Genomic DNA, 25538 nt, shown 5'->3' on the forward strand with positions numbered 1-25538 from the left:
TACGTAACTAACATGGGGAGCGAGGTGATGATCGATGGCGGGCCGAGCGGCCGAACCGGAAGTGATCTGGGCGCGCCCCGAGCGTGCGGGCCGTGGCCCGAAGCCCGCGTACAGCAGGGCGGACATCGCGGCGGCGGCCGTCCGCATCGCCGACGCGGACGGCATCGACGCGCTCTCCATGCGCAGGGTCGCGGCCGAGCTCGGCTGCGGCACCATGTCGCTCTACAACTACGTGCCGCGCAAGGAAGACCTGAACGAGCTGATGGTCGACGCGGTGAGCGGCGAGTACGTGCTGCCGGCCGGACCGCCGGGCAGCGACTGGCGAGCCGAGATGCTGGCGCTCGGCCGCCAGACCCGCGAGATCATGCGCCGCCACCCGTGGCTGCCGCGGATCATGTCGACGCTGTACGGCTTCAGCCCGAACGCCCTGCGTTACCTGGAGCACTGCCTCGGCGCACTGGAGGGCCTCGACGCGCCCTACGGCACCAAGATGGAACTCATCGGGATGGTCAACGGCTCGGTCATGACGTACGTCGTCAACGAGTTCGCCATGGCGGAGCGCGCGCGGGCGCTGCCCTGGACGGAGGAGCAGGAGCAGCAGGTGCGGTTCGCGTACCTCGCCGGGCAGGTCGCCGACGGGGCCTATCCGCAGCTTGCGGCGGCGCTGACGGAGGGGCCCTCGCCCGGGGACGCCGACGAGCTCTTCGACCGGATGCTGAACCGGCTCCTGGACTCGTTCGCCTGAGCGGCGGTACCGGTGCCGGCGCCCGTGCCGCTCAGGCCGTGGCCTCCTCCTCGTCCCGGAACCGCAGGCGGGCCAGTTCGCCGCGCGATGCCACGCCCAGCTTCGGATAGGCGTTGTAGAGGTGGTATCCCACCGTGCGCGGGGACAGGAACAACTGGGCGCCGATGTCCCGGTTGGTCATGCCGGTCGCCGCGAGGCGCACGACCTGCCGCTCCTGCGGGGTGAGCCGTTCCAGCGGCGCCTCGTCGCCGACGTGCCGCGCCCTGCTCTCGCCGGTGGCCCGCAGCTCGGCGCGGGCCCGCTCGGCCCACGGCGGCGACGCCAGCAGCTCGAACGTGTCGAGGGCCGAGCGCAACGGCACACGGGCCTCGCTCCTGCGGCCCGCGCGGCGCAGCCACTCCCCGAAGAGGAGCTCCGTACGCGCCCGTTCGAAGGGGCGGCCGTCGTCGGTGTGCAGCGCCAGGGCCTCCTCGTACGCGGCCTGCGCCTCCGGCTCCGGGGCGAGCAGCGCACGGCAGCGGGCGGCCAGCGCCCGCGCCCAGGCCGCACCCGTGTGGTGGGCCCACTCGCCGAACGCCCTCGCCGGCTCCCGTACGGAATCGGCCTTACCGGTCCGTACGGCCGCCTCGACCCGGTCCGGCACGCAGTACAGGACGACGATCGTGTGGCCGGACGGGCTCGCCGCCACGTCCTCGTACGCCCGCAGCGCGGCCTCGTGATGGCCGAGGCCGAGCTCCAGCATGGCGACCGCGATCCCGCCCCACACCTGTCCGGGCAGCACCTGCCGCAGATCACCCTTGGCCGCGAGCTCGCGGCAGCGCTCCTCGTCGCCGTCGAGCGCGGCGAGATAGGCGAGGATGCCCGTCAACTGGCCCACGTAGTGCGGCTGTCCGGTGTCCTGGGCGATCCGCAGGCCCTCCGTCGCGCCCATCAGGGCACAGCTGTGGCGGCCCAGGAAGATCCGCGCCCGGGTGCGCAGGAGGAGCACGAGCGGCAGCGGGCCCAGGGCGCCCTGCTCACGGCACTCGCGGTCCAGCTCGGCGGCGAGGTCGTTGCCGGTCTCAAGGGCGCCGAGCGGCGAGAACCAGGAGGCGATCGAGACGCGTTCGCGCAAGGTGTGCCCGCGGTCGTGCCGCTCGGCCCGCAGGTTGTCGAACAGGGCGCGCAGCGGCGGAAGACCGCTGCCCGGATCGCCCGCCGCGAGCCGGGCGAGACCCTCGGCGGCCGCCAGATAGGGCAGCGCGTGCGGGGGAGTCTTGAGGTCGAGTCCGCCGATCCGGTGGCTCATCTCGTCGATCGACTGCCGGTGCCCGGAGAGCCAGGCGGCGGTCATCGCCTCGTACGCCATGAACGCCGCCGTCTCAGGTGCGTGCGGGGCGATGTCGGCGGCCGTGTCCAGGAGCACGGAGTACGAGGCCTCCAAGCGGCCCTGCTCGCGGGCCACGGCGGCGCGCACCTGCGCGAGCTGCGCGAGGACGGCCGGGTCGGTCAGATGCGGGGCGGCGCGCAGCGCCAGTTCGGCGGCGCGTTCGTTGTGGCCCGCGTCCGCGGCGGCCGACGCGGCGAGCGCGAGACGCCGGGCGCGGTGCGCGCCGTCCGGGCTGAGCTGGGCGGCGCGTTCGCAGGCGGCGGCGACGGCCGCGTAGCCGCCGCGGGAGCGCGCGTGTTCGGCGGTCTGCTCCAGGACGCCGGCGACGTATTCGTCGGGTTCCGTGGTGGCGGCCGCCAGATGCCAGGCGCGGCGGTCCACGTTGCCCACGCAGGGCAGGGCGTCGGCCAGCGCGCGGTGTGCGGCGATCCGGTCGCCGACCGGGGCGCTCTGGTAGGCGGCGGCACGGATCATGGGGTGCCGGAAGGTGAGGCGGCCGCCGTCCAGGCTGAGCAGTTCCTTGCGCTCGGCGGGCTCCAGATCGGTGATGCCGGCGCCGAGCCGGCTCGCCGCGGCCGCCGTCACGGTCAGGTCGCCGGTGCCTTCCGCCGCCGCGATCACGAGCAGGGTGCGGGTGGCCCGGGGCAGTGCCGACATCCGGTCCGCGAAGGTCCGCAGGAGGCGGGAGTGGCTGGGCAGCGCGCTCAAGTGGCCGCCGTAGCCGGGTATGTGGCCCTCGCGCTGGGCCGCGGGCAGCTCGCGCAGGGCGAGCGGGTTGCCGCCGGACTCGGCGCGGATCTGCTCGCGTACATAGCGGGGAAGATCGCCCGCGTGCTCGGCGAGGAGGTCCCCCGCGGTCTCGTCGTCGAGGCCGGTGAGCCGCAGCTCGGGCAGGCCCTGGGCGGGGAAGGGCGGTGCGTGGGCGTCGCGCGCGGCGAACAGCATCACCACGCCGTCGGCGGCGAGGCGCCGGGCGGCGAAGAGGAGGGCGTCCGCGGAGGCCTGGTCGAGCCACTGGGCGTCGTCGATCAGGCAGAGGAGGGAGCCTGCCTCGTCGGCGAGGTCCGCGAGGAGGGTGAGGACGGCCAGGCCGATGAGGAAGCGGTCGGCCTGTGCGCTCGGGGCGAGGCCGAGTGCCGCGCGCAGGGCCTTGGCCTGGGGCTCCGGCAGGGCGTCGATCCGGTCGGTCACGCGGTGCAGGAGCAGGTGCAGTCCGGCGAAGGGGAGTTCGCTCTCGGCCTCGACGCCGGTTGCTTGCAGCAGGCGGGTGCCGTGGCTCTTGGCGGTGGTGGCGGCGTGCGTGAGGAGTGCGGACTTGCCGATGCCGGCCTCTCCTCGCACGACGAGTGCAGCGCTGTGGCCCTGCCGGGCCTGGGCCAACAGGGCGTCCAGCTTCGCGATTTCGTCGCTGCGTCCGTAGAGCATGGGTTGACCTTAACGGGGCGCCTGCTTTGGCCTGTGGCCGTCTGTTCCGCTCGCTTCGCGGCGGATGTCTCCCACCCACCCACCCATTACCCCAGGGCCCCCGGGGCTTTCCGGTCTGGGTCACGTTGCCTCGTTGCCGTCTGTTCCGCTCGCTTCGCGGCGGATCTTTCCCGCCCACCCGCCCGTTACCCGGGGGCAGGGGGCAGGGGGCAGGGGGGCAGGGGGGCAGGGGGGCCCGGAGTTTGGGGTGGCTAGTTGGGTAGAGGCTCCCCCGTCAGGATTACCTTGCCTCGGCCGTGCCCCCGTTCCACCTCCCGCTGCGCGTCCGCCGCCCGCTCCAAGGCGTACCGCGCGCGGATATGCACCCGCAGTGCGCCCTTCTCGTACAGGGCCGTCATCTCCGCCAGGCGGGACGCCGTTCTCGTGCCGGTCAGTTCGGGCAGGCCCAGGCGGCGGGCCTCCTCCGTGTCGACCATCGTGATCACGCGGTCGGGATGCTTCGCCACCGCCGCCGACGCTCGCAGCGCTTCCCCACCCGCACCGTCGAGCGCCGCGTCCACCCCCTGCGGGGCGATCGCGCGCACCCGCTCCTCCAGGCCCTCCCCGTACGTCACGGGGATGGCGCCCAGCGCCCGCAGGTGGTCGTGGTTGGCCTCGCTCGCCGTGCCGATGACCGTCGTCGCGCCCCACGCCCGCGCCAACTGCACCGCCAGCGTGCCGAGTCCGCCCGCCGCCGCGTTGATCAGGACCGTGTCGCCCGCGCCCACCCGCATCGCGCTCAACGCCATGTGCGCGCCCTGCGCGTTGCCCGAGAAGCCGCCCGCCACCGCCCACTCCATCACGTCCGGCTTGGCGACCAGGTTCTCCGCCGTGACGACGACGTACTCCGCGTACGAGCCGAGCAAGGAGAAGCCGAGCACCGGGTCGCCCGGCCCGAAGTCGGTCACCTCGGATCCTGTCGCGTCCACTGTGCCCGCGAACTCATTGCCCGGCACCGCGGGGAACACCAACCCCGGCGGCCGGATCTCGCCCTTCCGCAGCCCGATGTCGAACGGCAGCACACCGGCCGCCCGTACCCGCACACGGACCTCGCCCGGACCGGGCTCGGGGACGGGCAGTTCGACCGGCCGCAGCACCTCCGCCGGGCCGTGCGACGCGAACGCCATGGCTCGCATCGTCCCTGCCGTGCCAGCGCTCACGGTGTCAGCACCACCTTTCCCACCGTCTCCCGCCCCAGCAGCGCCGCGTGCGCCGCCCCCGCGTCCCGCAGCGGGAACGTCGTCACCGCCGGTACGAGCGTGCCGCGTGCCGCCTCCTCCAGTGCGCGCTCCTGGAGGCCCCGCAGGCCGCCGGGAACCCGCGCGATCCGCGGGCCCAGCGCGTACGTCGCCGTCAGGAGCTTGCTCTGCAGGTCCTTCGTGCCCAGTTCCGTGGGCGCGCCCGACGACCAGCCGTACATCACGAACCGGCCTCCGAAGCCCAGGAGTTCGAGCGCGGCACGCCCCGCGTCACCGCCCACGCTGTCGAAGGCGACGCTCACCTCGCGGCCGCCGAGCGCCGCGCGCACCTTCTCCGGCCAGTCGGGCGCGTTGTAGTCGACGGCCACGTCCGCGCCGAGCTCACGGACCCGCGCGGTCTTCGCCGGGCCTCCCGCCGCGCCCACCACGGTCACGCCCGCGTTCCGCGCGGCCTGCACCAGGAGCGTGCCGATGCCGCCCGCCGCGGCCGTCACCAGGGCCACGTCGTCCGGTTCGAGCGCGGCGACGTGCAGGATGCCAAGGGCCATCCGGCCGGTGCCGACCATGGCGATCGCGGCCTCGTAGGAGAGCGCGTCGGGCAGTGCGAACAGTGCGTCCGTCTCCCGTACGGCCAGCTCCGCGTAGCCCGCGTTGACCAGGCCCAGATGCGTCACCACCCGCCTGCCGAGCCACTCCTCGTCCACTCCCTCGCCGAGGGCGTCGACCACGCCTGCCACCTCCCGGCCGGGTGTCATCGGCAGCTCCGGCATCGGGAAGGGGAGTTCGTCGGCCGCCCCTTTCTGGAGCGCGGTGTCCAAGAGGTGGACCCCCGCGGCCTTGACCGCGACCCGGACCTGGCCGGGCCCTGGCTCCGGGTCGGCGACCTCCTCGTACCGCAGGTTCTCGGGCCCGCCGAAGGCGTGCAGTCGGATCGCTCGCATGGTCGACTCGCTTTCGTCGTACGGAGTTACGGAGTTACGGGGATACGGAGATGCTGCGGCGGATGGGTTTCGCCGACACCGAGAAAGCTACGGAGAGGGCCGGCCCCGGGGCCTCTGTCAGGTGACCGGGACCATGACTGGGCCGCGACCGGGTGATGACTGGGGTAGGCCCTGCCGGTCACCCCAGTCGTGCGACAGAGGCGCCGCACGCGCCCCCGTTCCTAGCGTCGACCCCATGACGCACGCGACCCGTGACTCCACGCCCCCTGCCGAGACCGCCCCCGCCGAGACCCGCTGGACGCCGGTCGCCGTCATGGCGCTCGCCATGCTGATGGTCACCCTGGAGCTGAGCCTCTCCTCCGTGACGCTGCCCGCGATCGGCGCCGACCTCGGTGTCGGGACCTCCGCGACCCAGTGGGTGCTCCTCGCCTACGCCCTGCCGACGGCCGCCCTCGCGATCCCCGCAGGGCGGTGGACCGACCGTGTCGACCTCCGCGCGGTGTTCCTCTTCTCCGTCCCGGCGATCGGCCTCACCAGCGTCCTCGCGGCCGCCGCGCCGAACCTCCCCGTGCTGCTCGCCGCCCGCGTCCTCCAGGGCGTCGCGGGCGCGCTGGCCGTCGCGGTCTACCTGCCGGTGGTCGCGGCCGTCGTACGACCGGAGCAGCGGGGCCGCGCGATGGGCTACATCGCCACGATCATGCCGATCGGCTCGATGGGCGGCTCGTCCCTCGGGGGGATCGTCGCGGACGCGTACGGCTGGCGGCCCGTGATGCTGATGAAGGTGCCGGTCCTGATCCTCGTGATCTGGCTGGGGGCGCGGCACATCCCGTCCACCGGCGGCGGGCTCTCCCGGCCCGACCGGTCCCTGGTGGGGGACGGCCTGGTCCTGGGCGGCTCGGTGACCGCGCTTCTGGTCGCCTTCGACCGGGTGGAGGCCGAACGGCCGGTCGTCGCGGCGCTGTTCGCGGTGGCCGCGGCCGCGCTCGCGCTGTGGTGGACGCGGCTGCGCTCGGCGCGCCCGGTGATCGGCCTGCTGCGGCGCAGGGCCATCGGGCTTCCGGTCCTCTCGCTCCTGCTGACCGGCACGTTCGTGGGGCTCTCCTACTTCCTGCTGCCGTTCTACGTCGCCGACGTCCTGCACGGGAGCGCCGCCATGACCGGCCTCGCGATGGTCTTCTTCATCGGCGCCGTGGCCGTGGTCTCGCCGCTCAGCGGTCAGCTCACCGACCGGCTGCCCGGCAGAATCCTCGGGGCCGCCGGTCTGCTCCTGGTCATCGGCGGCCTGCTGAGCATGCTGACGCTCGGACCCGGCTCGGGCTTGTTCGACATCGGCTGGCGGCTGGCCGTGATCGGCGTGGGGCAGGCGCTGTTCGGCACTCCGGTGAACGCCTCGATCCTGGCCGCCGCACCCCCCGACCTGGTGGGCACGAGCGGCGGGGTCGGCAACACGTTCCGCACCCTCGGCTTCACCGTCGGCCCGGCGGCAGCGGCCCTCGCGTACGGCCTGGGCGGCGGAGGGGCGGACGGCTTCCGGGTCGGGGTCGCCACCCTGACCCTGCTGCAGGTGGCCGGCCTGGTGGCGTTGCTCGCCTCCGGCAAGGGCTCCCGCGAGACTCGGGCCACGTGACCCGGGTCGGCTTCAGATGAGGGCGAACTGGCCGCCCGGTCCTTCCTCGTGGTGATCGAGGACCGATGCCGGGCGGCGGGCCGCCTCGGGGACGGGGAGAACGCCCGCCCGGTGCAGCACGTCCGTGGAGATGCCGGGGCCTGCCGACGTGAGCGAACGGGCCAACTCCTCCTGGAGCGGGCGGAGTTCCGCGAGCAGGGCGAGTGCCGTGATCAGCTCCAGGAGCTCGGACGTCCAGGTCTGGGGCCACTCCTTCGGACGGATCGCCTCGAGGGAGCCCGCCTCACCCGTCTCCGTACGCCGTGCGCACCACAGCTCAAGGACACGCACGCCGCTCACCTCGAAGTCCCACGCCTCCCGCGGCACCGGCGAGATGCGGCCCGCGTCCACGCACAGGGCCTCCTCCTCGGCGTCGTACGCGACCTCGGCGGGGCGGGCGGGCAGGGGCGCCCGGACGTAGGGCCGACGGCCACCGGGAAGCTTCGGCCGCGCGCCGTCACCGCGGGCCTGGAGCGCGAGCATGCGGCGCCCCAGTTCCGTGCCTAGCGCCCAGAGCCCGGCGTCGGACGTCAGCGGCACCCGGCAGCCGGCCGGTGAGGCTTGCGCGACGGCCAGCGTCCAGGCGAGGAGGTCACCGGCGCCGACGTCCGTGCCGAGTGCCGTGGAGAGGTGGGCGAGGAGGCCGGGCGCCGCATTGGGTTCGTCGCCGCCGGGGCGGCGGAACAGCGGGCGGATGCGCCCCGGCCGTCCGGCGGGGGAGCGCCCGTCCGGCAGTACGGCGGAGGCCAGGACCGCGGGGCCCGTGGACCCGGTGACGTGCCCCTGCTCGACGAGGAACAGCTGACCCTCGCCGGCGACCCGCCAGAGCTCGGGGCGCGCGGTGTCGATGAGCCGGTGGTCCGGGATGAGCCACTGCTCGTCGAAGGGGCCGTGCAACACCCGCACCGGCTCGGGGCAGGGGCCGGACTCGGCGGCCAGGGGGACCGTGCCGCCCGGGTGGCCCGGGAGTTGGGCGACCGCGGTGTGCAGGGTGCGCGAGCGCGAAGGGGAGAGGAGTTTCTCGCGCTCCGCCGTGCCCGCCCGCACGAACGCGGCCCAACGGGCTCTGAGGGATGCGGCGTCCGGTCCCATCGGCCACCCGCGGCCCGGCCGGAGCGGTGCGACGGACCACGGCATGAGGTCCGCGAGCAGCGGCGCTTCGTCGTGCGTCACGCCCGGCATCGTACGTCGAGACCCTTACGTCGCGTCGAGGGTGACCGTGAAGGAGAAGCGGTCCCCGCGGTAGTGGATGCGCGCCACGTCCAGGGCGCGGCCGTCCTCGTCGTACGTGATGCCCGTGTAGTGCAGGATCGGGCTGAGCAGCGGCACTTCGAGGAGGCGGGCCGTCTCCGGGTCGGCGAGTGTGGCCTCGACGGTGTCGGTGATGCGGCTGATGCGGACTCCCACGACATCGCGAAGCACCTTCGTCATGGGCCAGCGCGTCAGGTCGTCGAGGTCGACACGGTCGGCCAGTTCGGGACGTATGTAGTTATGGGCGTGATTGGTCGGCTCGCCCGTCTCGTCGTCGCTGCGCAGCCGGTGGTACGTCGCCACCTCGGTCAGGTCGGGGAAGTGCTCGGCGAGTTCGCCGGAGACCGGTGACGTGCCGTGCGCGAGCAGGTGCGTGCTCATGCCCGACTGCTGGGCCACGATCGCGTCGACCGAGCCGAGCAGCCGGACCGGGGAGCCGCGCCGGGCGCTGGGCTCGATGAACGTGCCGCGCCGCCGGTGCCGGGTGATCAGGCCCTCGTCCTCCAGCTCCTTGAGCGCCTGGCGCATGGTCAGGACGCTCACGCCGTAGTGCCCCGCCAGCTGCTCCTCGGTGGGCAGCCGGAGCGGGGCATCGGGAGTACGGCCGAGTATCGAGGCGCGCAGGGACTGCGACACCTGATACCAGAGCGGCAGCTTGCGATTCAGGACGATCGAGTCCGGGGCGAAAGCGGTCACGGTCTCTCCGAATCAGTTGCCGATCAGGTGCCGATCAGTTTCGAAAATGGCGCTCCAGACCCTCCCACACATCGTCGTATCCGCGCTGCAGATGGGTGGCCTGAGCTGCCTGTTCGGTCGCCGTCACCGGCCAGCGCGTCTCGAACATGAAGGCAAGCCCGTCGTCGATCTTCTGTGGCTTCAGCTCGGCGGCCGAGGCCTTCTCGAAGGTGTCGCGGTCGGGGCCGTGCGCCGACATCATGTTGTGCAGGGAGCCGCCGCCGGGCACGAATCCCTCCGCCTTCGCGTCGTACGCGCCCTCGATCAGGCCCATGTACTCGCTCATCACGTTCCGGTGGAAGTACGGCGGCCGGAAGGTGTTCTCGCCGACCAGCCAGCGCGGCGCGAAGACCACGAAGTCGACGCCCGCGAGGCCCGGGGTGTCCGACGGCGAGGTGAGGACCGTGAAGATCGACGGGTCCGGGTGGTCGTAGCTGATGGTGCCGATGACGTTGAAGCGGCGCAGGTCGTACACGTACGGCACGTGGTTGCCGTGCCAGGCGACGACGTCGAGCGGCGAGTGGTCGTAGGTGGCCTGCCACAGGTTGCCGCAGAACTTGTTCACGACCTCCACCGGGCGGTCCTCGTCCTCGTACGCCGCGACCGGGGCCCGGAAGTCCCGTGCGTTCGCGAGGCCGTTCGCGCCGATCGGGCCCAGGTCGGGGAGCTGGAAGGCGGCGCCGTAGTTCTCGCACACGTAGCCGCGCGCGGTGTGGTCGAGGAGCTCCACGCGAAAGCGCACCCCGCGCGGGATGAGCGCCACCTCGCCCGGCTCGGCGCGCAGCAGGCCGAACTCGGTGCGCAGGAGCAGGCCGCCCTGCTCGGGTACGACGAGCAGCTCGCCGTCCGAGTCGCTGAACACCCGGTCCCGCATGGAGGAGTTGGCGTGGTAGAGGTGCACGGCCATGCCGGTGCGCTGGGTGGCGTCTCCATTGCCGCCCAGCGTCCACAGGCCCGCGAGGAAGTCCGTGCCGGGGGCGGGCTCGGGGAGGGGGTTCCAGCGCAGGCGGTTGGGGTCGGGCGTCTCGGTGAAGGGCGCCGTCCGCAGGGCGCCGTTGTCCACGCGGGTGAACGCCGGGTGCGCGGCCGAGGGGCGGATGCGGTAGAGCCAGGAGCGGCGGTTGTGCGCGCGGGGCTCGGTGAAGGCGGTGCCGCTCAGCTGCTCCGCGTACAGGCCGAGGGGGGCGCGCTGGGGCGAGTTCCGGCCGTGCGGCAGGGCGCCGGGCACCGCTTCGGAGCTGTGTTCGTTGCCGAAGCCGGAGAGGTACGTCAGTGCCTCGGCCGTCTTGCGCGGGTCGTTCCCGTCTCCACGGCTGGCGTCGCTGGTGTGTTCCCGGCTCATCATCGCTCCCTCGTCAACGATTCCTATGGGACACCGTAGGATTCACGTTTTCCTTCCGCAAGGGGGTCCATGGATGTGAACATTGCTCTACTCTCCCGGGAATGTCCCACCGTGATCAGCCAAAGCCCCCGCCGCCCCCGAAGACCCTGCGCCGCGTGCCCGTGCAGGAGCGCAGCGCCGAGCGCCTGACCCGCATCCTCGACGCGTGCGCCGCACTTCTCGACGAGGTCGGCTACGAGGACCTGAGCACCCGCGCCGTCGCCACCCGGGCCGGCGTCCCGATCGGCTCGGTCTACCGCTTCTTCGGCAACAAGCGCGCCATGGCCGACGCCCTGGCCCACCGCAACCTCGACGCCTACGGAGAGCGTGTGGCGGCGCGCATGGCCGGGGTCGAGCGCGGTGACTGGCGCGGCGCGGTCGACGCGGCCTTCGACGAGTACCTCGCCATGAAGCGCAGCGTCCCCGGCTTCGGCCTGGTCGACTTCGGCGTCCCCTCGGCCCCCGGCGTGATGCCCGACGCCAACTCGGACGTCGCCGAGCGGGTGGCGGGGCTGCTCGCCGACCACTTGGACCGGCCGCTGGACGAGAAGCTGCGCCGCATCGTGCTCGTCGGCGTCGAAGCCGTGGACGCGGTGCTCCAACTCGCCTTTCGCGCCGCTCCGTCGGGCGATGCCGACCTGATCGACGAGACGCGGACCCTGCTGCACTCCTACTTCGCGGGTTCACTGGACTGAACCGGATCGCCGCGGGGCCCTGACGCCATGCATACCGGTCGGTATGGTGAGAGCGCACGTGCGCCGTAGCCGCCGCCCTGGAGGGTCTCCATGCCCAGCACAGCCCTGCGTATCTGCCCCCTCTGCGAAGCCACCTGCGGGCTCACGCTCACCATCGAAGGACCCTCTGACGGCACCGACGCCGCGCGGGTGACCGGAGCGCGCGGGGACCGGGACGACGTGTTCAGCCACGGCTTCATCTGCCCCAAAGGCGCCTCCTTCCCAGAGGCCGACTCCGATCCCGACCGCCTGAAGGGCCCCCTCGTACGCAAGGACGGCGTACTCCACGAGGCGAGCTGGGACGAGGCCTTCGACGCCGTCGCCGCCGGGCTTCGCCCTCTGATCGAGCGGCACGGGCCGCAGGCGGTCGGCGTGGTGCTCGGCAACCCGAACGTGCACACCATGGCCGGCGGCCTCTACCCGCCCGTGCTGCTCGGCGCGCTCGGCACCCGCAACATCTTCACCGCGAGCACCGTCGACCAGATGCCCAAGCACGTGTCCAGCGGACTCCTCTTCGGCGACGCGTTCGCCATCCCCGTGCCCGACCTGGACCGCACCGACCATCTGCTCCTGCTCGGCGCCAACCCCCTGGACTCCAACGGCAGCCTGTGCACCGCCCCCGACTTCCCGGGGAAGCTGAAGGCACTGCGCGCGCGAGGCGGCACGCTCACCGTCGTCGACCCCCGCCGCACCCGCACCGCCAAACTCGCCGACCGGCACCTGGCGATCCGCCCCGGCACGGACGCGCTGCTGCTCGCCGCCATGGTCCAGGTGCTCTTCGCGGAGGAACTCACCGCCCTCGGGGTGCTCGAAGACCAGGTGGAAGGCGTCGAGGAGGTGCGCGAGGCCGTGGGCCACCTCACCCCCGACGCCGTCTCCGCGGCCTGCGACGTGCCCGCCGACACCATCCGCACCCTCGCCCGCGACCTGGCCGCCGCGCCCACCGCCGCCGTCTACGCCCGCGTCGGCGCCAGCACCGTCGCCCACGGCACGCTCACCAACTGGCTGGTCGACGTCCTGAACGTGCTCACCGGCAACCTCGACCGGCCCGGCGGCGCCCTCTTCCCGCTCTCGGCCACCGACCGCGCACCCCGCCCGGCGGGCCCCGGCAAGGGCTTCGCGCTCGGCCGCTGGCACAGCCGCGTGAGCGGCCACCCCGAGGCCAAGGGTGAACTGCCCATCGCCGCGCTCGCCGAGGAGATCGACACCCCCGGCGACGAGCGCATCCGCGCGGTCGTCGCCGTCGCGGCCAACCCCGTCCTCTCGGCACCCGACGGCGATCGCCTCGACAAGGCCCTGGCCTCGCTCGACTTCATGGTCAGCGTCGACCCGTACCTGAACGAGACCTCCCGCCACGCCCACGTCGTGCTGCCGCCGCCCCCGCCCTCCCAGAGCCCGCACTTCGACTTCGCCTTCAACGGATTCGCCGTACGCAACCAGGTCCGTTACACCCGCGCCGCGCTGCCCCTGGCGCACGGCAGGATGGCGGAGACCGAGATCCTGGCCCGGCTCGTGCTCGCCGCCGGGGGGATGCACGGCGCCGATCCGGCGGCCGTCGACACGATGGTCGTCGACAAGGCCATCGGCAAGGCCGTCACCGAGCCGCACTCCGCCGTGCACGGCCGTGACCCCGAGGAGCTGGCCGCCCTCCTCACCGGCGAGAGTGGCCCCGAGCGGCGGCTCGACCTGATGCTGCGCCTCGGCCCCTACGGCGACGGATTCGGCGCCCGCGCCGACGGCCTGACCTTGGACCGGCTGCTCGCCCACCCGCACGGCATCGACCTCGGACCGCTGCAGCCCCGCCTCCCGCAGGTGCTCAGGACACGCAGCGGCCGGGTGGAGCTCTTCCCCGCCCCGATCGCGGACGACCTGCCGCGCCTGACGAACGCGTTGCACGCCGCCCCGGACGAGCTCGTCCTGGTGGGCCGCCGCCATCTGCGCTCCAACAACAGCTGGATGCACAACGTGCGCAGCCTCACCGGCGGCTCCAACCGCTGCACCCTGCACGTCCACCCCGACGACGCGGCCCGTCTCGGCGTGGAGAACGGCGGCCACGCACGCGTGAAGGCCGCCGGAGGCTCGCTCACCGTCCCCGTGGAGGTGACGGACGCCGTGCGCCCCGGAGTGGTCAGCCTGCCGCACGGCTGGGGCCACGACCGCCCCGGCACCCGCCTGGCCGTCGCCGCCGAGAACCCGGGGGCCAATGTGAACCAGCTTCTGGACGGCACCCTCCTCGACCCGCTCTCCGGGACGTCCGTACTCAACGGCTTCCCGGTGACCGTCACCGCCCTCGTGCCGGACGGCGTTCCGGCAGCAAGTCGTTGACCAGGAGTTTTGCGCTTATTGCTCACACGTCAACATCTTGTTAACAGATCTGAACGGGTCCTAACGTCAACCGGACCGCCAGACCTGGTGGGAGTTCGATGGTGAACGTTAGGTAGCCCCCATGCTGACAATCCTCGGATTCGTCATGATCGCCACCTTCCTGGTGCTGATCATGATGAAGAAGATGTCGCCGATCGCGGCACTGGTGCTGATCCCCGCGCTCTTCTGCGTGTTCGTAGGAAAGGGAGCCCATCTCGGGGACTACGTCCTCGAAGGCGTCGGGAATCTGGCGCCCACGGCGGCCATGCTCATGTTCGCCATCGTGTACTTCGGCGTCATGATCGACGTCGGCCTGTTCGACCCGATCGTCCGGGGCATCCTGCGCTTCTGCAAGGCGGACCCGGTGCGCATCGTGGTCGGCACCGCGCTGCTCGCCGCGATCGTCTCGCTCGACGGCGACGGCTCGACGACCTTCATGATCACGGTCTCGGCGATGTATCCGCTCTACAAACGCCTCAAGATGAGCCTCGTCGTCATGACGGGTGTCGCGGCCACCGCCAACGGCGTCATGAACACCCTGCCCTGGGGCGGCCCGACGGCCCGCGCCGCGACCGCCCTCAAGGTGGACGCCGCCGACATCTTCGTGCCGATGATCCCGGCGCTCGCCATGGGCCTCGTCTGCGTCTTCCTGCTCGCCTACGCACTGGGTCTGCGGGAGCGCAAGCGGCTCGGCATGCTCTCCCTGGACGAGGTCCTGGAGAAGGAGACGGCGGGCGAGACGGTTCTGGTGGGTGCCGGTGCCGGTGCCGGTGCCGGTGCGGGCGGCGACGGGCGCATGTCGCTCATCAAGAAGGCCACCGGGGGAGCAGGCTCGGGTACGGACGCTTCCGCTTCCGGCGGTGCCGGCGCCTCTGACGACGCCGAGGAGGACGACGGCTTCCAGGGGCTCGACCCGAACCGCTCCACCCTGCGCCCCAAGCTCTACTGGTTCAACGCCGGTCTCACCGTGGTCCTGCTCACCGCCATGATCATGGAGTGGCTGCCGATCCCGGTCCTCTTCCTGCTCGGCGCCGCGCTCGCCCTGACGGTCAACTTCCCGCACATGCCCGACCAGAAGGCCCGTATCGGCGCCCACGCCGAGAACGTCCTCAACGTCACCGGCATGGTCTTCGCGGCCGCCGTCTTCACCGGCGTCCTCCAGGGCACCGGCATGGTCGACAGCATGGCCAAGTGGCTCGTCGACGCGATCCCGGAGGGCATGGGCCCGCAGATGGGCCTGGTCACCGGCCTCCTGTCGCTGCCGCTCACCTACTTCATGTCGAACGACGGCTTCTACTTCGGCGTCCTGCCGGTCCTCGCCGAGGCGGGCCAGGCGCACGGCGTCGGCACCCTGGAGATCGCCCGCGCCTCCATCGCCGGCCAGGCCCTGCACATGTCGAGCCCGCTGGTCCCCGCCGTGTACGTCCTCGTCGGCATGGCCAAGGTCGAGTTCGGCGACCACACCAAGTTCACCGTCAAATGGGCCGTGCTCACCTCGCTCGTGGTGCTCGGCTCCGGCATCCTCTTCGGCATCATCTGATGCCATGGACACCGGTGGCACCGGTGGTGTCGTCGCCACCGGGCCGGGCCTGGTTGCTGCGCCTCGTCATCGCCTTCGCCTTCGCGCAGGGGGCGGTGTCGATGGCGCGTCCGGCCGTCTCCTACCGGGCGCTCTCCCTTGGCGCCGACGAGCGGGCGATCGGTGTCATCGCCGGTGTGTACGCCCTGCTCCCGCTCTTCGCCGCCGTACCGCTCGGGCGCAGGACGGACCACGGGCGGTGCGCGCCGCTCCTTCCGATCGGCGTCGTGCTCATCGCCGGAGGGTGCGCGCTCAGCGGTACGGCGGGGTCGCTCGGCCCGCTCGCCGCCTGGAGCGGTGTGATGGGGCTCGGGCACCTGTGCTTCGTGATCGGCGCCCAGTCGATCGTCGCCCGGCAGTCCGCACCCGACGAACAGGACCGCAACTTCGGGCACTTCACGATCGGGGCCTCGCTGGGGCAGCTGATCGGGCCGATTGCCGCGGGGGCCTTGATCGGCGGGGACATGGGGCGTACGAGTGCGTTCGCCCTCTTGGTGTCGGGTGGGGTGGCCGCGGTCTCGTTCGCCTCGCTGTGGCGCATCGAGCACGTCCGTTCCGGCGGGGCTTCGCCGAAGCGGGGCGACAAGGTCCCGGTGTTCGGCATCCTGCGCACCCGGGGTGTTCCGGCCGGGATCTTCATCAGCCTCGCGGTGCTCTCCGCCACGGACATCCTCACGGCCTATCTGCCGGTGGTCGGTGAGCACCGGGGCATCGCGCCCGCGACGGTGGGGGTGCTGCTTTCGCTGCGGGCCGCCGCGACGATCGCCTGCCGCCTCGTGATGACGCCGCTGATCAATCTGCTAGGGCGTACGGCGCTGATAGTCGTCACGTGCCTGCTGGCTGCCTTGCTGTGCGCGGGGGTTGCGCTGCCGGTGCCTGTGTGGGGGCTGGGGGTGATGCTGGTGTTGCTGGGGTTCTGTCTCGGGGTGGGGCAGCCGTTGTCGATGACGACTGTGGTGCAGGCGGCGCCGGATGGGGCGCGGTCTACTGCGTTGGCCTTGCGGCTCACCGGTAACCGGCTCGGCCAGGTTGCTGCTCCTGCTGGGGCGGGGCTGATTGCTGGGGTGGCGGGGGTGGCGGCGCCGTTCGTGATGCTGGGTGGGCTCTTGCTGGTGGCTGCGGGGCTGGGGTTGAGGCGGAGCCCTGCGGGGCCTTCCCCAACCCCACCCCTCCCCGGCAGTGACATCAGCGGCTCCGCCGCGGAGGGGGCTCCGCCCCAGACCCCGCTCCTCAAACGCCGGAGGGGCTGACAACATCGCGGCGCCGGGTATGTCAGCCCGTCCGGCGTTTGAGGACGAGCTCGGCGGAGCCGGTGATTGGCGGTGAGGGGTAGGCATCGCAGCGCTTTTCCGGAAGTGTTCCGAAAAGTATCGGTCGATGCGCACGGAAGTTACGGGCGGCGTCCGGACGTGAGGGCGGGGCTCAGACGTGAGGGCGGGGCTCAGAAGCGGGCCGCGGTGCTCGCCCGCACCACCAGCTCCGTGGCCAGCTCGACGCGGGGCGAGGCGGGCTCCTCGCCGAGCGCGAGCCGAAGCACCGTACGGGCCGCCAGTTTCCCCATGTCGGACAGCGGCTGGCGCACGGTCGTCAGGGGCGGAGCCGACCAGCTCACCTCCGGCAGATCGTCGAAGCCCACCACGCTGAGGTCCTCGGGAACCCGCAGGCCACGCCGCCGCAGAGCCTCGATCGCGCCCAGCGCCATCTGATCGCTCGCGGCGAAGAGCGCGGTCGGCGGCTCGGCGAGGCCGAGCAGTTCACCCGCCCCGGCGAACCCGGACGCGTGGTAGAAGTCGCCGGGCACGATCAGCGCGTCGTCGACCGGCACGCCCGCGCTCTCCAGGGCCGCCCGGTAGCCGTCGAGCCTGGCCCGGGAGCACAGGAGCCGCGGCGGCCCCGCGATGAAGCCGATCCTGCGGTGGCCCAGGGAGAGCAGATGCTCCGTCGCGGCCATCCCTCCGGCCCAGTTGGTGGCGCCCACGGTCGGTGCGTCCAGGGCGGGCGATCCCGCCGGGTCGATCACGACGAGTGGTACGCCGAGCCGCCGCAGCTCGTCGTGGAGCGTCGGTTCCAGGACGGAGGTCACCAGGATCACGCCGTCCGACGCGCGGGCCCGCAGATTCTGCATCCACTGGCGGGCCGAGCCCGATGCCCCGTGGATCGCGGAGACGACCGTGCCCGCGCCTGCCGCGTGGGCCACTTCCTCCACGCCGCGGATGATCTCCACGGCCCAGGGGCTGTCGAGGTCGTTGAAGACCAGGTCGACCAGGGCGGCACGGTTGCCTGGCGCGCTCGCCCGCCGTTCGTAACCGTGCTCGCGCAGCAGGTCCTCGATGCGCGCGCGGGTGTCCTGGGAGACGTCCGACCTGCCGTTGACCACCCGTGACACCGTCGGCACCGAGACGCCCGCCTGCCGGGCTATCTCCGTGATGGTCACCTTGCTCTTCGACCGGCTCACTTCGCACCTCCGTCTCACTCCGTCGAAACCTTGCAGAAGTCTTCCGGAGCACCGGAGTTGAGGTGAAGCCTAGAGGAGAGAGCCGCCGAGGAGCTGACATGCGGATGTTCCCCGGAGGCGCCGGCTGCCTCCGGGGAACGGGTACTGCTCGGGTAGGACCCGGTGACTACTGGACGATCTTCAGCAGCCTGTTCGGCGAGCCGCTGCCCGGGCTCGTGACCTTGCCCGTGGTGGCTCCGTTCACCAGCGCGGACGAGACCTGGGCGGGCGTGGCCGAGGTGTGGCCCGCCAGGTAGATCGCCGCGGCGCCCGCGACGTGCGGGGTGGCCATCGACGTGCCGGAGATGGTGTTCGTGGCCGTGTCGCCGGTGTTCCAGCCCGCCTTGATCGAGACGCCCGGCGCGAAGATGTCCAGGACCGAGCCGTAGTTGGACCAGCTGGCCTTGGCGTCCGTGTTGCTGGTGGCGCCCACCGTGATGGCCGCGGGGACCCGCGCCGGGGAAGACGAGGAGGCGTTGACGCCCTCGTTGCCCGCGGCGACCGCGTAGCTGACACCGTCGGCGATGGAGTTCTTCACCGCGTTGTCGAGGGTGGTGGACGCGCCGCCGCCGAGCGACATGTTGGCCACGGCGGGGGCGCCCGCCGCGTGGTTGCTGGTCACCCAGTCGATGCCCGCGATGACACCGGCGGTCGTGCCGGAGCCGTTGTTGTCGAGCACGCGGACGGCCACGATCTTGGCCTTCTTGGCGACGCCGTACGTCTTGCCCGCGATGGTGGTGGCCACGTGCGTGCCGTGGCCGTTGCCGTCCTGGGCGGTGGAGTCGCCGTCCACGGCGTCGTAGCCGTTCACCGCGCGCCCGCTGATCTCGGAGTGCGTGATGCGTACGCCGGTGTCGATCACGTACGCGGTGACGCCCGAACCCGCGGTGTCCGGGTAGGTGTACGTCCCGGAGAGCGGCAGGCTCGTCTGGTCGATGCGGTCCAGGCCCCAGGGGGCGTTGGTCTGGGTCGCGTCGGCCCGGACGGTGCGGTTCTGCTCGACCGAGGCGACCGCGGGGTCGGCGGCGAGGCGTCTCGCCTCCGCCGCGCTCAGTTCGACGGTGTATCCGTCGAGCGCGGACCTGAAGGTCTTCTTCACCGACCCGCCGTACTCGGATATCAGGCCCTTGCCCTGGGTCGAGGCGGCCTTGAAGCCCGAGCTCTTCTTCAGCGTGACGATGTAGCTGCCCTTGACGGCGTCGGCCGAACCGGCCCCGATCACGGTGCCCTCGGCGGGAGCGGCCTGGGCCGGGAGGGCGGTGGCCGCACCGAACAGAGTGGCGGCGGTGGCGGTCGAGATCGCCGCGGCGATCACGGTCTTCTTGCTGCGCAGCATTGCCATTACGAGGGAGTCCTCCTCATAGGCGGCGCTCGCCCTGGGGTCGGGCGGCGCAACTGTGGGGGCGTGTGCGTGATCGCACACACAGCCGGGAGCGGTGCGTTCCGCTCCCGGCGCGCTCAGCAGAATGTCGGCTCTACAGGCGTAGATCAAGGGAGTTGGCGACTTGACATGTGTCTGTCACGTACATGAAACGGAACGTCGGAGGTACGCCTGGGGGGTAGGTGTCGAACCGGGGTGAATGTCCCCGGCTCCGACGCCTTTCCGGCGCCCCTGGTGCCAAAAAACTATCAGCGCTAGTTTGGGGTGCGGACGACTACCTGAGGAGTGCGATGAAGGCCCACGACGGCATGTACATCGGCGGCGCCTGGCGGCCCGCCGTCGGTACGGACACGATCACGGTCCTGAACCCGGCCGACGAGCAGCCGATCGGCCAGATTCCGGCAGGCACGGCGCAGGACATCGACGCCGCGGTGCGCGCCGCCCGCGAGGCCTTCCCCGCCTGGGCCGCGACCCCGCCCGCCGAGCGCGGCGCGCTCATCGGCGCGCTCCGCGACCAGCTGGTCGCCCGCAAGGACGAGATCGCCGAGACGGTGACGGCGGAGCTCGGCTCCCCGCTCCCGTTCTCGCAGATGGTGCACGCGGGCGTACCGATCCTGGTCTCCGGCTCCTATGCCGAGCTCGCCGCGACGTACGCCTTCGAGGAGAAGATCGGCAACTCCACGGTCTATATGGAGCCGGTCGGCGTGGTCGGCGCGATCACCCCCTGGAACTACCCCCTCCACCAGATCGTCAACAAGGTCGCCCCCGCGCTCGCCGCGGGCTGCACGGTGGTCCTGAAGCCCGCCGAGGACACCCCGCTCACCGCCCAGCTCTTCGCCGAGGCCGCGCACGAGGCGGGCATCCCCGCCGGTGTCTTCAACCTGGTCACCGGGCTCGGCCCGGTCGCCGGACAGGCGCTCGCCGAGCACGAGGACGTCGACCTGGTCTCCTTCACCGGCTCGACGGCGGTCGGCAAGCAGATCGGCGCGACCGCGGGCGCGGCCGTCAAGCGTGTCGCCCTGGAGCTCGGCGGCAAGTCCGCCAACGTCATCCTGCCCAGCGCCGACCTGGCCAAGGCCGTCAACGTCGGCGTCGCGAACGTCATGTCCAACTCGGGCCAGACGTGCAGCGCGTGGACCCGCATGCTGGTGGACGCGGAGCGGTACGACGAGGCGGTCGCGCTCGCGTCGGCCGCCGCGGTCAAGTACGGCTCGCGCATCGGCCCCGTCGTCAACGCCAAGCAGCAGGCGCGCGTGCGCGGTTACATCGACAAGGGCGTCGAGGAAGGCGCCCGCGTGGTGGCCGGCGGCTCCGAAGCACCGCGCGAGCAGGGCTACTTCGTCCAGCCGACGGTCTTCGCCGACGTCACCCCGGACATGACGATCGCCCAGGAGGAGATCTTCGGCCCGGTCGTCTCGATCATCCGGTACGCGGACGAGGACGAGGCCCTGCGCATCGCCAACGGCACCGTGTACGGGCTCGCCGGCGCGGTCTGGGCGGCCGACGACGCGGAGGCGGTCGCCTTCGCCCGCCGCATGGACACGGGCCAGGTCGACATCAACGGCGGCAGCTTCAACCCCCTCGCCCCGTTCGGCGGTTACAAGCAGTCGGGAGTGGGGCGCGAGCTGGGCCCGCACGGGCTCGCCGAGTACCTCCAGACGAAGTCCCTCCAGTTCTGATCCCTTCCCGCCCGCCTTTCAAGGAGTACGTCACCGTGGTCCGCGCCGCCGTTCTGCCCGCCGTCGGTTCTCCGCTGGAGATCACCGAGATCGACCTGCCCGAGCCGGGTCCAGGCCAGGTGCGGGTGCGCCTCGCCGCCGCCGGGGTCTGCCACTCCGACCTGTCCCTGACCAACGGCACGATGCGGGTGCCCGTGCCCGCCGTGCTCGGACACGAGGGCGCGGGGACGGTCGTTTCCGTGGGGGAGGGTGTCACGCATGTCGCCCCCGGTGACGGGGTCGTCCTCAACTGGGCGCCCTCTTGCGGCAGTTGTCACCCCTGCTCGCTCGGCGAGGTGTGGCTGTGCGTGAACGCGCTTGCCGGTGCGGCCGACGTGTACGCCCGGCGTTCCTCGGACGGCGCCGACCTGCACCCGGGCCTGAACGTCGCTGCGTTCGCCGAGGAGACGGTGGTGGCGGGCACCTGCGTGCTGCCCGCCCCGGACGGCGTCCCGCTGACGGACGCCGCCCTCCTCGGCTGCGCCGTGCTCACCGGCTACGGCGCCGTGCACCACTCCGCGAAGGTGCGCGAGGGCGAGACGGTGGCGGTCTTCGGCGTCGGCGGCGTGGGCCTCGCCACGCTCCAGGCGGCACGGATCGCCGGTGCCTCGCGGATCATCGCCGTCGATGTGTCCCCGGAGAAGGAGGAGTTGGCGCGGTCGGCCGGAGCGACGGAGTACGTCGTCGCCTCCGAGAAGACAGCCAAGGACATTCGCAAGCTGACCGGCGGACAGGGCGTGGACGTGGCTGTGGAGTGCGTGGGCCGCGCGGTGACGATCCGTACGGCCTGGGAGTCCACGCGGCGCGGCGGGCGTACGACGGTGGTCGGCATCGGCGGCAAGGACCAGCAGGTCAGCTTCAACGCCCTGGAGATCTTCCACTGGGGGCGGACGCTTTCCGGGTGCGTGTACGGGAACTCCGACCCGGCGGTGGATCTGCCGGTCCTGGCCGATCACATCCGTGCGGGCCGCTTCGACCTGAGCGGTCTGGTGACGGACCGGATCGCCCTGGACGGCATCCCGGCGGCCTTCGAGAACATGGTCGCGGGGAAGGGGGGCCGGGCGCTGGTGGTGTTCTAGGGGCGGTCCCTGCGGGACTTTCCCCCATCCCGCCCCTTCCCGAAACCATGGGGCTCGGCCCCCTGGACCCCCTGCAAGATGTCCTCAAGCGCCGGACGGGCTGCAAGATCAGCCCGTCCGGCGTTTGAGGACGAACTCCGCGAAGCCGGTGATGACGGCACGCGAGGCCCCCGCGCCCGTGAAAACCGTTGACCACATACCCACCGGTCGGTACGGTCCCTGCAATCACACGCCCACCCCCCGTCCCGTCCCCGGACCCACCGGAGTGTGCACCGCATGGACCCCGCACCGTCCGCCCCCACGGCGACCCCCCACCCCCCATCCGCTCAGACCGAAAGCCCGGCGGATCCCCACCGCCGCAAGGTGGCCACCGCGGCCGCCCTCGCCTCGGCCGTCGAGTGGTACGACTACTTCGTCTTCGGCATCGCCGCCGCCCTCGTCCTCGGCGACCTGTACTTCCCCTCCGGCAGTTCCTCCGCCGGTGTCCTCGCCGCGTTCGCCACCTTCGCCGTCGGCTTCCTGGCCCGCCCCATCGGCGGCATCATCGCCGGCCACCTCGGCGACAAGCGTGGCCGCAAGCCCATGCTGGTCCTCGCCCTGACCCTGATGGGCCTGTCCACCACGGGCATCGGCCTGCTCCCCACATACGACACCGTCGGCATCGCCGCGCCGATCCTCCTCGTCACCCTCCGCGTGTTCCAGGGCATCGCGGTCGGCGCGCAGTGGGGCGGCGCGATGCTGATGGCCACCGAGTACGCCCCCGAGGGCAAGCGCGGCCTCTACGGCAGCCTGGTCCAACTGGGCGTCCCCATCGGCGTGGTGACCGCCAACACGGTCTTCCTGATCGCCGGTGCCGTCACCAGCGAGAGCACCTTCGAGGCATGGGGATGGCGGGTGCCCTTCATGGTCGGGCTCCTCGTCCTCGTGCTCGCCTGGTACATCCACACGCGCGTGGAGGAGACCCCGGAGTTCCGTGAGGCGGAGAAGGCCCTCGCGGAGAAGGAGAAGGCCCAGAAGGGCGCGGGCGGCGAAGGGGGCAACTCGCCCCTGCGGACGATCCTGCGCCACCACCTCGGCACGGTCTTCCTGGCGGGCGGATCGTTCGCGGTGAACACCGCGACCTTCTACATCATCATCACCGGCGTCCTCGACTACACCACCCGCGAACTCGACATGAAGCGCAGCGCGGTCCTGACCGTCTCGCTCTGCGTGAGCCTCACCCAACTCGCCCTGATCCCGGCCTCCGCCGCGCTCTCCGACCGCATCGGGCGGCTGCGGATCTACGCCATCGGTGCCGCCGGGCTCGCGGTCTGGGCGGTGCCGATGTTCCTGCTCATCGACACCGGTTCGCTGCTGTGGCTGGCCGTCGGCACCTTCGTCACCAGCTGTTTCCTCAGCATCATGTACGGGCCGCAGGCCGCGCTGTTCGCGGAGCTTTTCACCGCCGAGATGCGCTACACGGGAGCCTCGCTCGGCTACCAGATCGCGGCCGTGTTCGGCGGCGGGCTCGCGCCCTTCGTGATGGTGCTGCTCCTGGAGGCGACGGGCACCTCGATGGCCGTCTCCGCGTACATCATCGGCCTCGCGGTGATCGCCCTGATCTCCATCAAGGTGCTTGCGGGGCGGGCGAGTTCCCGCTGACGGAGGCACTCGTGGCCGGTTGCGGCGCCGTCTTCGCCGACGGCGCCGCAACCGGTCCACCGAGGCGCGAGAAGGACTTGGCGGCGGCCAGGAACGCGAGAGTCGTCAGCACGAACGGCCAGGTGAACGCGTGCCCGCCGGACGGCGCGAGGAGCGCCGTCATCGCCGAACCCGCGAGGGTCGCCGTGGCGGCGCCGATGAGCGCGTAGGCGAGCGTCACGCCCCGGGCGGGCAGGAAGACGCCGCACAGCGCGAGCGCCACGAGCACCGCATTGTATCCCATCGTGCCGTCGGCGATCCGCGCGGTCGGCGCCCCGAGCGCGACCGCCGTGCCGATGCCGGTCAGGCTGCCGAGGCAGGCCACGGCCCCCGCGCGACGGCTCGCGACGAAGAGACCCACGAGCAGGATCGCGCCGACGTACCACTGCGGCATGAAGAAGATCTGGGCGAACCCCGCGAAGAAGCCGCGCGTCAGATCGACGAGCCGGAGCGCCGTGGGACCACTCGCCGCCTGCGTGAGCGCCGCCGGGTCGACCCGGTGGTGCCAGACCCGCTCGAAGCCGGGCGCCGCCATCGTCGTCACGCTCGCGAGCAGGCAGTACGGGAGGGTGAGCGAGGGCAGGTCCCAGACGGCGTGGAGGTTCACGGCCGCCGCCGTCACCACCGTGACCACCACGCAGCCCGCGAGGGCGAGTACGGCCGTGGACAGGTGCCCGGCCCCGAGGAACACCGCGAAACACAGCGCGGTCAGGCAGGCGTTGAAGCCTTCGAGCCCCGTCGAGACGCGGTCGTGCGCCGCCCCGAGGAGCCGCGCCGTCCCCGTGCCGACGGCCGTGCCCGCGAGCCCGTAGAGGCCGTACTGCCATCCCGCCGCGAAGAGCGCCACGCAGAAGACCGCGCCCGCCGCAGCGCTGGGCAGGAACGTGACCTGCGCCTGGCCGCGCAGGACGTGGGCGGCGAAGGGCAGGGCCCGAAGTGGCAGGCTCTTGGCATCCGTTGAGTGCCGCACGGCTCACTCCCGTGTTACGTCCATGTTTCCCCCGACAAGGCAGGTGCACTTTACATCTACCTAGTGGGGTACGGCGATACCGAGGTGCGTCTCCAGCGCCCGCGCTCCCGCCGGTGTCACCTTGACCGCCCGCTCCGAACCGATCCGCACGCACCAACCGGCGTCCAGCGCATGGCGGCACAGCGCCGCGCCCGCGACCCCCGCCAGGTGCGGCCTGCGTTCCGTCCAGTCGACGCAGGCGCGGGCCAGCGGGCGCCTGCCGGTGCGCTCCAGGCCGATCCCCAACTCGCCGAACCAGTCGAGTCCTGCGTCGGCCAGGGCGAAGCCCGTGTCCTGAAGCAGCAGGCCGCGGTCCGTCATCGCCCGGGTGATCGTGATTCCCAGGTGGCCCGCGAGATGGTCGTAACAGGTGCGTCCGCGCGCCATCGCCTCGCTCGCACCGGACTCCCGCAGCGTGCGCGGCGGCCGGACGACGGCCCCGCCCGGCCGCGCGTACGCCGTCAGGTCCTCGATCAGCTGCGCCGCGCGCGCGTCGGCGACGCGGACGTAGCGGTGGCGTCCCTGCCGCTCCTCGGCGAGCAGGCCGCCCGCGACGAGCTTTCCCAGGTGCTCGCTCAGCGTGGAGGCGGCGACCCCCGCGTGCCGCGCCAGCTCACCGGCGGTCCAGGCCCGGCCGTCGAGCAGGGCGAGCAGACAGGCGGCGCGCGTCTCGTCGGCGATGAGCCCGGCGAGCGCGGCGAGGTGACGGGTGGCGGGGTCGGTCATGGCTCAAGGATGCGCCGGGGACC

Annotated in this window: 19 protein-coding genes; 9 read left to right on the forward strand and 10 right to left on the reverse strand. The window is 72.2% G+C overall.

The genetic code is table 11. The annotated features are described in order from the left end of the window. Positions 1–34: 34 nt before the first annotated feature. Complete coding sequence (locus AB0M70_RS17115; protein ID WP_365820785.1) at positions 35–745, forward strand: TetR/AcrR family transcriptional regulator C-terminal domain-containing protein; 711 nt, start codon at positions 35–37, stop codon at positions 743–745. A gap of 31 nt (positions 746–776) precedes the next feature. Here AB0M70_RS17115 and AB0M70_RS17120 read toward each other — a convergent pair whose 3' ends face one another. The 3 genes from AB0M70_RS17120 to AB0M70_RS17130 form a co-directional block, all read right to left on the reverse strand. Then, positions 777–3539: an AAA family ATPase gene (locus tag AB0M70_RS17120; RefSeq protein WP_365820786.1), complete on the reverse strand. Its 2763-nt coding sequence runs from the start codon at positions 3537–3539 to the stop codon at positions 777–779. Positions 3540–3790: 251 nt separating this feature from the next. Continuing rightward, a complete protein-coding gene (locus AB0M70_RS17125; RefSeq protein WP_365820787.1) occupies positions 3791–4738 on the reverse strand; it encodes an NADP-dependent oxidoreductase in 948 nt (315 codons plus the stop codon). After that, a complete protein-coding gene (locus AB0M70_RS17130; RefSeq protein WP_365820788.1) occupies positions 4735–5718 on the reverse strand; it encodes a zinc-binding dehydrogenase in 984 nt (327 codons plus the stop codon). Before AB0M70_RS17130 ends, AB0M70_RS17125 begins: the two co-directional genes overlap by 4 nt. A 235-nt stretch (positions 5719–5953) precedes the next feature. On the opposite strand from AB0M70_RS17130, the gene AB0M70_RS17135 reads away from it, so the two are divergent. Then, positions 5954–7345 (forward strand): MFS transporter, encoded by a 1392-nt coding sequence (locus tag AB0M70_RS17135; protein WP_365820789.1) that lies wholly within the window; start codon positions 5954–5956, stop codon positions 7343–7345. A 12-nt stretch (positions 7346–7357) separates the two neighbouring features. Here the strand turns inward: AB0M70_RS17135 and AB0M70_RS17140 are convergent, their stop codons facing one another. From AB0M70_RS17140 to hmgA, 3 genes are read right to left on the reverse strand one after another with little or no spacing between them, the layout of a single operon-like run. After that, positions 7358–8566 carry a type ISP restriction/modification enzyme gene (locus AB0M70_RS17140; protein ID WP_365820790.1) on the reverse strand — a complete coding sequence of 403 codons (1209 nt, stop codon included), beginning with the start codon at positions 8564–8566 and terminating at the stop codon, positions 7358–7360. A 15-nt stretch (positions 8567–8581) separates the two neighbouring features. Beyond that, positions 8582–9331, reverse strand: a complete 750-nt coding sequence (locus AB0M70_RS17145) for a GntR family transcriptional regulator (protein WP_365820791.1) — start codon at positions 9329–9331, stop codon at positions 8582–8584. 34 nt (positions 9332–9365) lie between these two features. After that, positions 9366–10712, reverse strand: coding sequence for a homogentisate 1,2-dioxygenase (gene hmgA, locus AB0M70_RS17150; protein ID WP_365820792.1), 1347 nt, complete (start codon positions 10710–10712; stop codon positions 9366–9368). Positions 10713–10813: 101 nt separating this feature from the next. Between hmgA and AB0M70_RS17155 the strand changes: the two genes are divergently transcribed. The 4 genes from AB0M70_RS17155 to AB0M70_RS17170 all read left to right on the forward strand — a co-directional run bounded on the left by AB0M70_RS17155 (position 10814) and on the right by AB0M70_RS17170 (position 16678). Beyond that, positions 10814–11446 carry a TetR/AcrR family transcriptional regulator gene (locus tag AB0M70_RS17155; RefSeq protein ID WP_365820793.1) on the forward strand — a complete coding sequence of 211 codons (633 nt, stop codon included), beginning with the start codon at positions 10814–10816 and terminating at the stop codon, positions 11444–11446. A 90-nt stretch (positions 11447–11536) separates the two neighbouring features. Beyond that, the gene (locus AB0M70_RS17160) at positions 11537–13810 is read left to right on the forward strand and encodes a molybdopterin-dependent oxidoreductase (protein WP_365820794.1); all 2274 of its coding nucleotides are present in this window, start codon (positions 11537–11539) and stop codon (positions 13808–13810) included. Positions 13811–13931: 121 nt separating this feature from the next. After that, complete coding sequence (locus tag AB0M70_RS17165; RefSeq protein ID WP_365820795.1) at positions 13932–15389, forward strand: citrate:proton symporter; 1458 nt, start codon at positions 13932–13934, stop codon at positions 15387–15389. After that, positions 15389–16678, forward strand: coding sequence for an MFS transporter (locus AB0M70_RS17170; RefSeq protein ID WP_365820796.1), 1290 nt, complete (start codon positions 15389–15391; stop codon positions 16676–16678). Before AB0M70_RS17165 ends, AB0M70_RS17170 begins: the two co-directional genes overlap by 1 nt. Positions 16679–16869: 191 nt before the next feature. On the opposite strand, the gene AB0M70_RS17175 is transcribed toward AB0M70_RS17170, so the two are convergent. Both AB0M70_RS17175 and AB0M70_RS17180 read right to left on the reverse strand, forming a co-directional pair. After that, complete coding sequence (locus AB0M70_RS17175) at positions 16870–17883, reverse strand: LacI family DNA-binding transcriptional regulator (protein ID WP_365820797.1); 1014 nt, start codon at positions 17881–17883, stop codon at positions 16870–16872. Positions 17884–18049: 166 nt separating this feature from the next. Continuing rightward, positions 18050–19264: a S8 family peptidase gene (locus tag AB0M70_RS17180; protein ID WP_365820798.1), complete on the reverse strand. Its 1215-nt coding sequence runs from the start codon at positions 19262–19264 to the stop codon at positions 18050–18052. Positions 19265–19593: 329 nt separating this feature from the next. Between AB0M70_RS17180 and AB0M70_RS17185 the strand changes: the two genes are divergently transcribed. The 3 genes from AB0M70_RS17185 (at position 19594) to AB0M70_RS17195 (ending at position 23741) form a co-directional block, all read left to right on the forward strand. After that, positions 19594–20982: an aldehyde dehydrogenase family protein gene (locus AB0M70_RS17185; RefSeq protein ID WP_365820799.1), complete on the forward strand. Its 1389-nt coding sequence runs from the start codon at positions 19594–19596 to the stop codon at positions 20980–20982. Positions 20983–21017: 35 nt separating this feature from the next. Further along, entirely contained in the window at positions 21018–22100 is a 1083-nt protein-coding gene (locus tag AB0M70_RS17190; RefSeq protein ID WP_365820800.1) for a Zn-dependent alcohol dehydrogenase, read from the forward strand. Between the two features lie 276 nt (positions 22101–22376). Then, positions 22377–23741 carry an MFS transporter gene (locus AB0M70_RS17195; RefSeq protein ID WP_365820801.1) on the forward strand — a complete coding sequence of 455 codons (1365 nt, stop codon included), beginning with the start codon at positions 22377–22379 and terminating at the stop codon, positions 23739–23741. On the opposite strand, the gene AB0M70_RS17200 is transcribed toward AB0M70_RS17195, so the two are convergent. Together AB0M70_RS17200 and AB0M70_RS17205 are read right to left on the reverse strand one after the other, a co-directional pair. Beyond that, entirely contained in the window at positions 23707–24750 is a 1044-nt protein-coding gene (locus tag AB0M70_RS17200; RefSeq protein ID WP_365820802.1) for an urea transporter, read from the reverse strand. The genes AB0M70_RS17195 and AB0M70_RS17200 overlap by 35 nt on opposite strands. Positions 24751–24810: 60 nt before the next feature. After that, positions 24811–25515 carry a winged helix-turn-helix domain-containing protein gene (locus tag AB0M70_RS17205; RefSeq protein WP_365820803.1) on the reverse strand — a complete coding sequence of 235 codons (705 nt, stop codon included), beginning with the start codon at positions 25513–25515 and terminating at the stop codon, positions 24811–24813. Between the last annotated feature and the right edge of the window lie 23 nt (positions 25516–25538).

The organism is Streptomyces sp. NPDC051214 (assembly GCF_040682375.1).
Lineage (GTDB): Bacteria > Actinomycetota > Actinomycetes > Streptomycetales > Streptomycetaceae > Streptomyces.

Coding starts and splice junctions, on each gene's coding strand:
- AB0M70_RS17115 (WP_365820785.1), top strand. CDS start 35: ATGGCGGGCCGAGCGGCCGAACCGGAAGTGATCTGGGCGCGCCCCGAG.
- AB0M70_RS17120 (WP_365820786.1), bottom strand. CDS start 3,539: ATGCTCTACGGACGCAGCGACGAAATCGCGAAGCTGGACGCCCTGTTG.
- AB0M70_RS17130 (WP_365820788.1), bottom strand. CDS start 5,718: ATGCGAGCGATCCGACTGCACGCCTTCGGCGGGCCCGAGAACCTGCGG.
- AB0M70_RS17135 (WP_365820789.1), top strand. CDS start 5,954: ATGACGCACGCGACCCGTGACTCCACGCCCCCTGCCGAGACCGCCCCC.
- AB0M70_RS17140 (WP_365820790.1), bottom strand. CDS start 8,566: ATGCCGGGCGTGACGCACGACGAAGCGCCGCTGCTCGCGGACCTCATG.
- hmgA (WP_365820792.1), bottom strand. CDS start 10,712: ATGAGCCGGGAACACACCAGCGACGCCAGCCGTGGAGACGGGAACGAC.
- AB0M70_RS17155 (WP_365820793.1), top strand. CDS start 10,814: ATGTCCCACCGTGATCAGCCAAAGCCCCCGCCGCCCCCGAAGACCCTG.
- AB0M70_RS17160 (WP_365820794.1), top strand. CDS start 11,537: ATGCCCAGCACAGCCCTGCGTATCTGCCCCCTCTGCGAAGCCACCTGC.
- AB0M70_RS17165 (WP_365820795.1), top strand. CDS start 13,932: ATGCTGACAATCCTCGGATTCGTCATGATCGCCACCTTCCTGGTGCTG.
- AB0M70_RS17170 (WP_365820796.1), top strand. CDS start 15,389: ATGCCATGGACACCGGTGGCACCGGTGGTGTCGTCGCCACCGGGCCGG.
- AB0M70_RS17180 (WP_365820798.1), bottom strand. CDS start 19,264: ATGGCAATGCTGCGCAGCAAGAAGACCGTGATCGCCGCGGCGATCTCG.
- AB0M70_RS17185 (WP_365820799.1), top strand. CDS start 19,594: ATGAAGGCCCACGACGGCATGTACATCGGCGGCGCCTGGCGGCCCGCC.
- AB0M70_RS17195 (WP_365820801.1), top strand. CDS start 22,377: ATGGACCCCGCACCGTCCGCCCCCACGGCGACCCCCCACCCCCCATCC.
- AB0M70_RS17205 (WP_365820803.1), bottom strand. CDS start 25,515: ATGACCGACCCCGCCACCCGTCACCTCGCCGCGCTCGCCGGGCTCATC.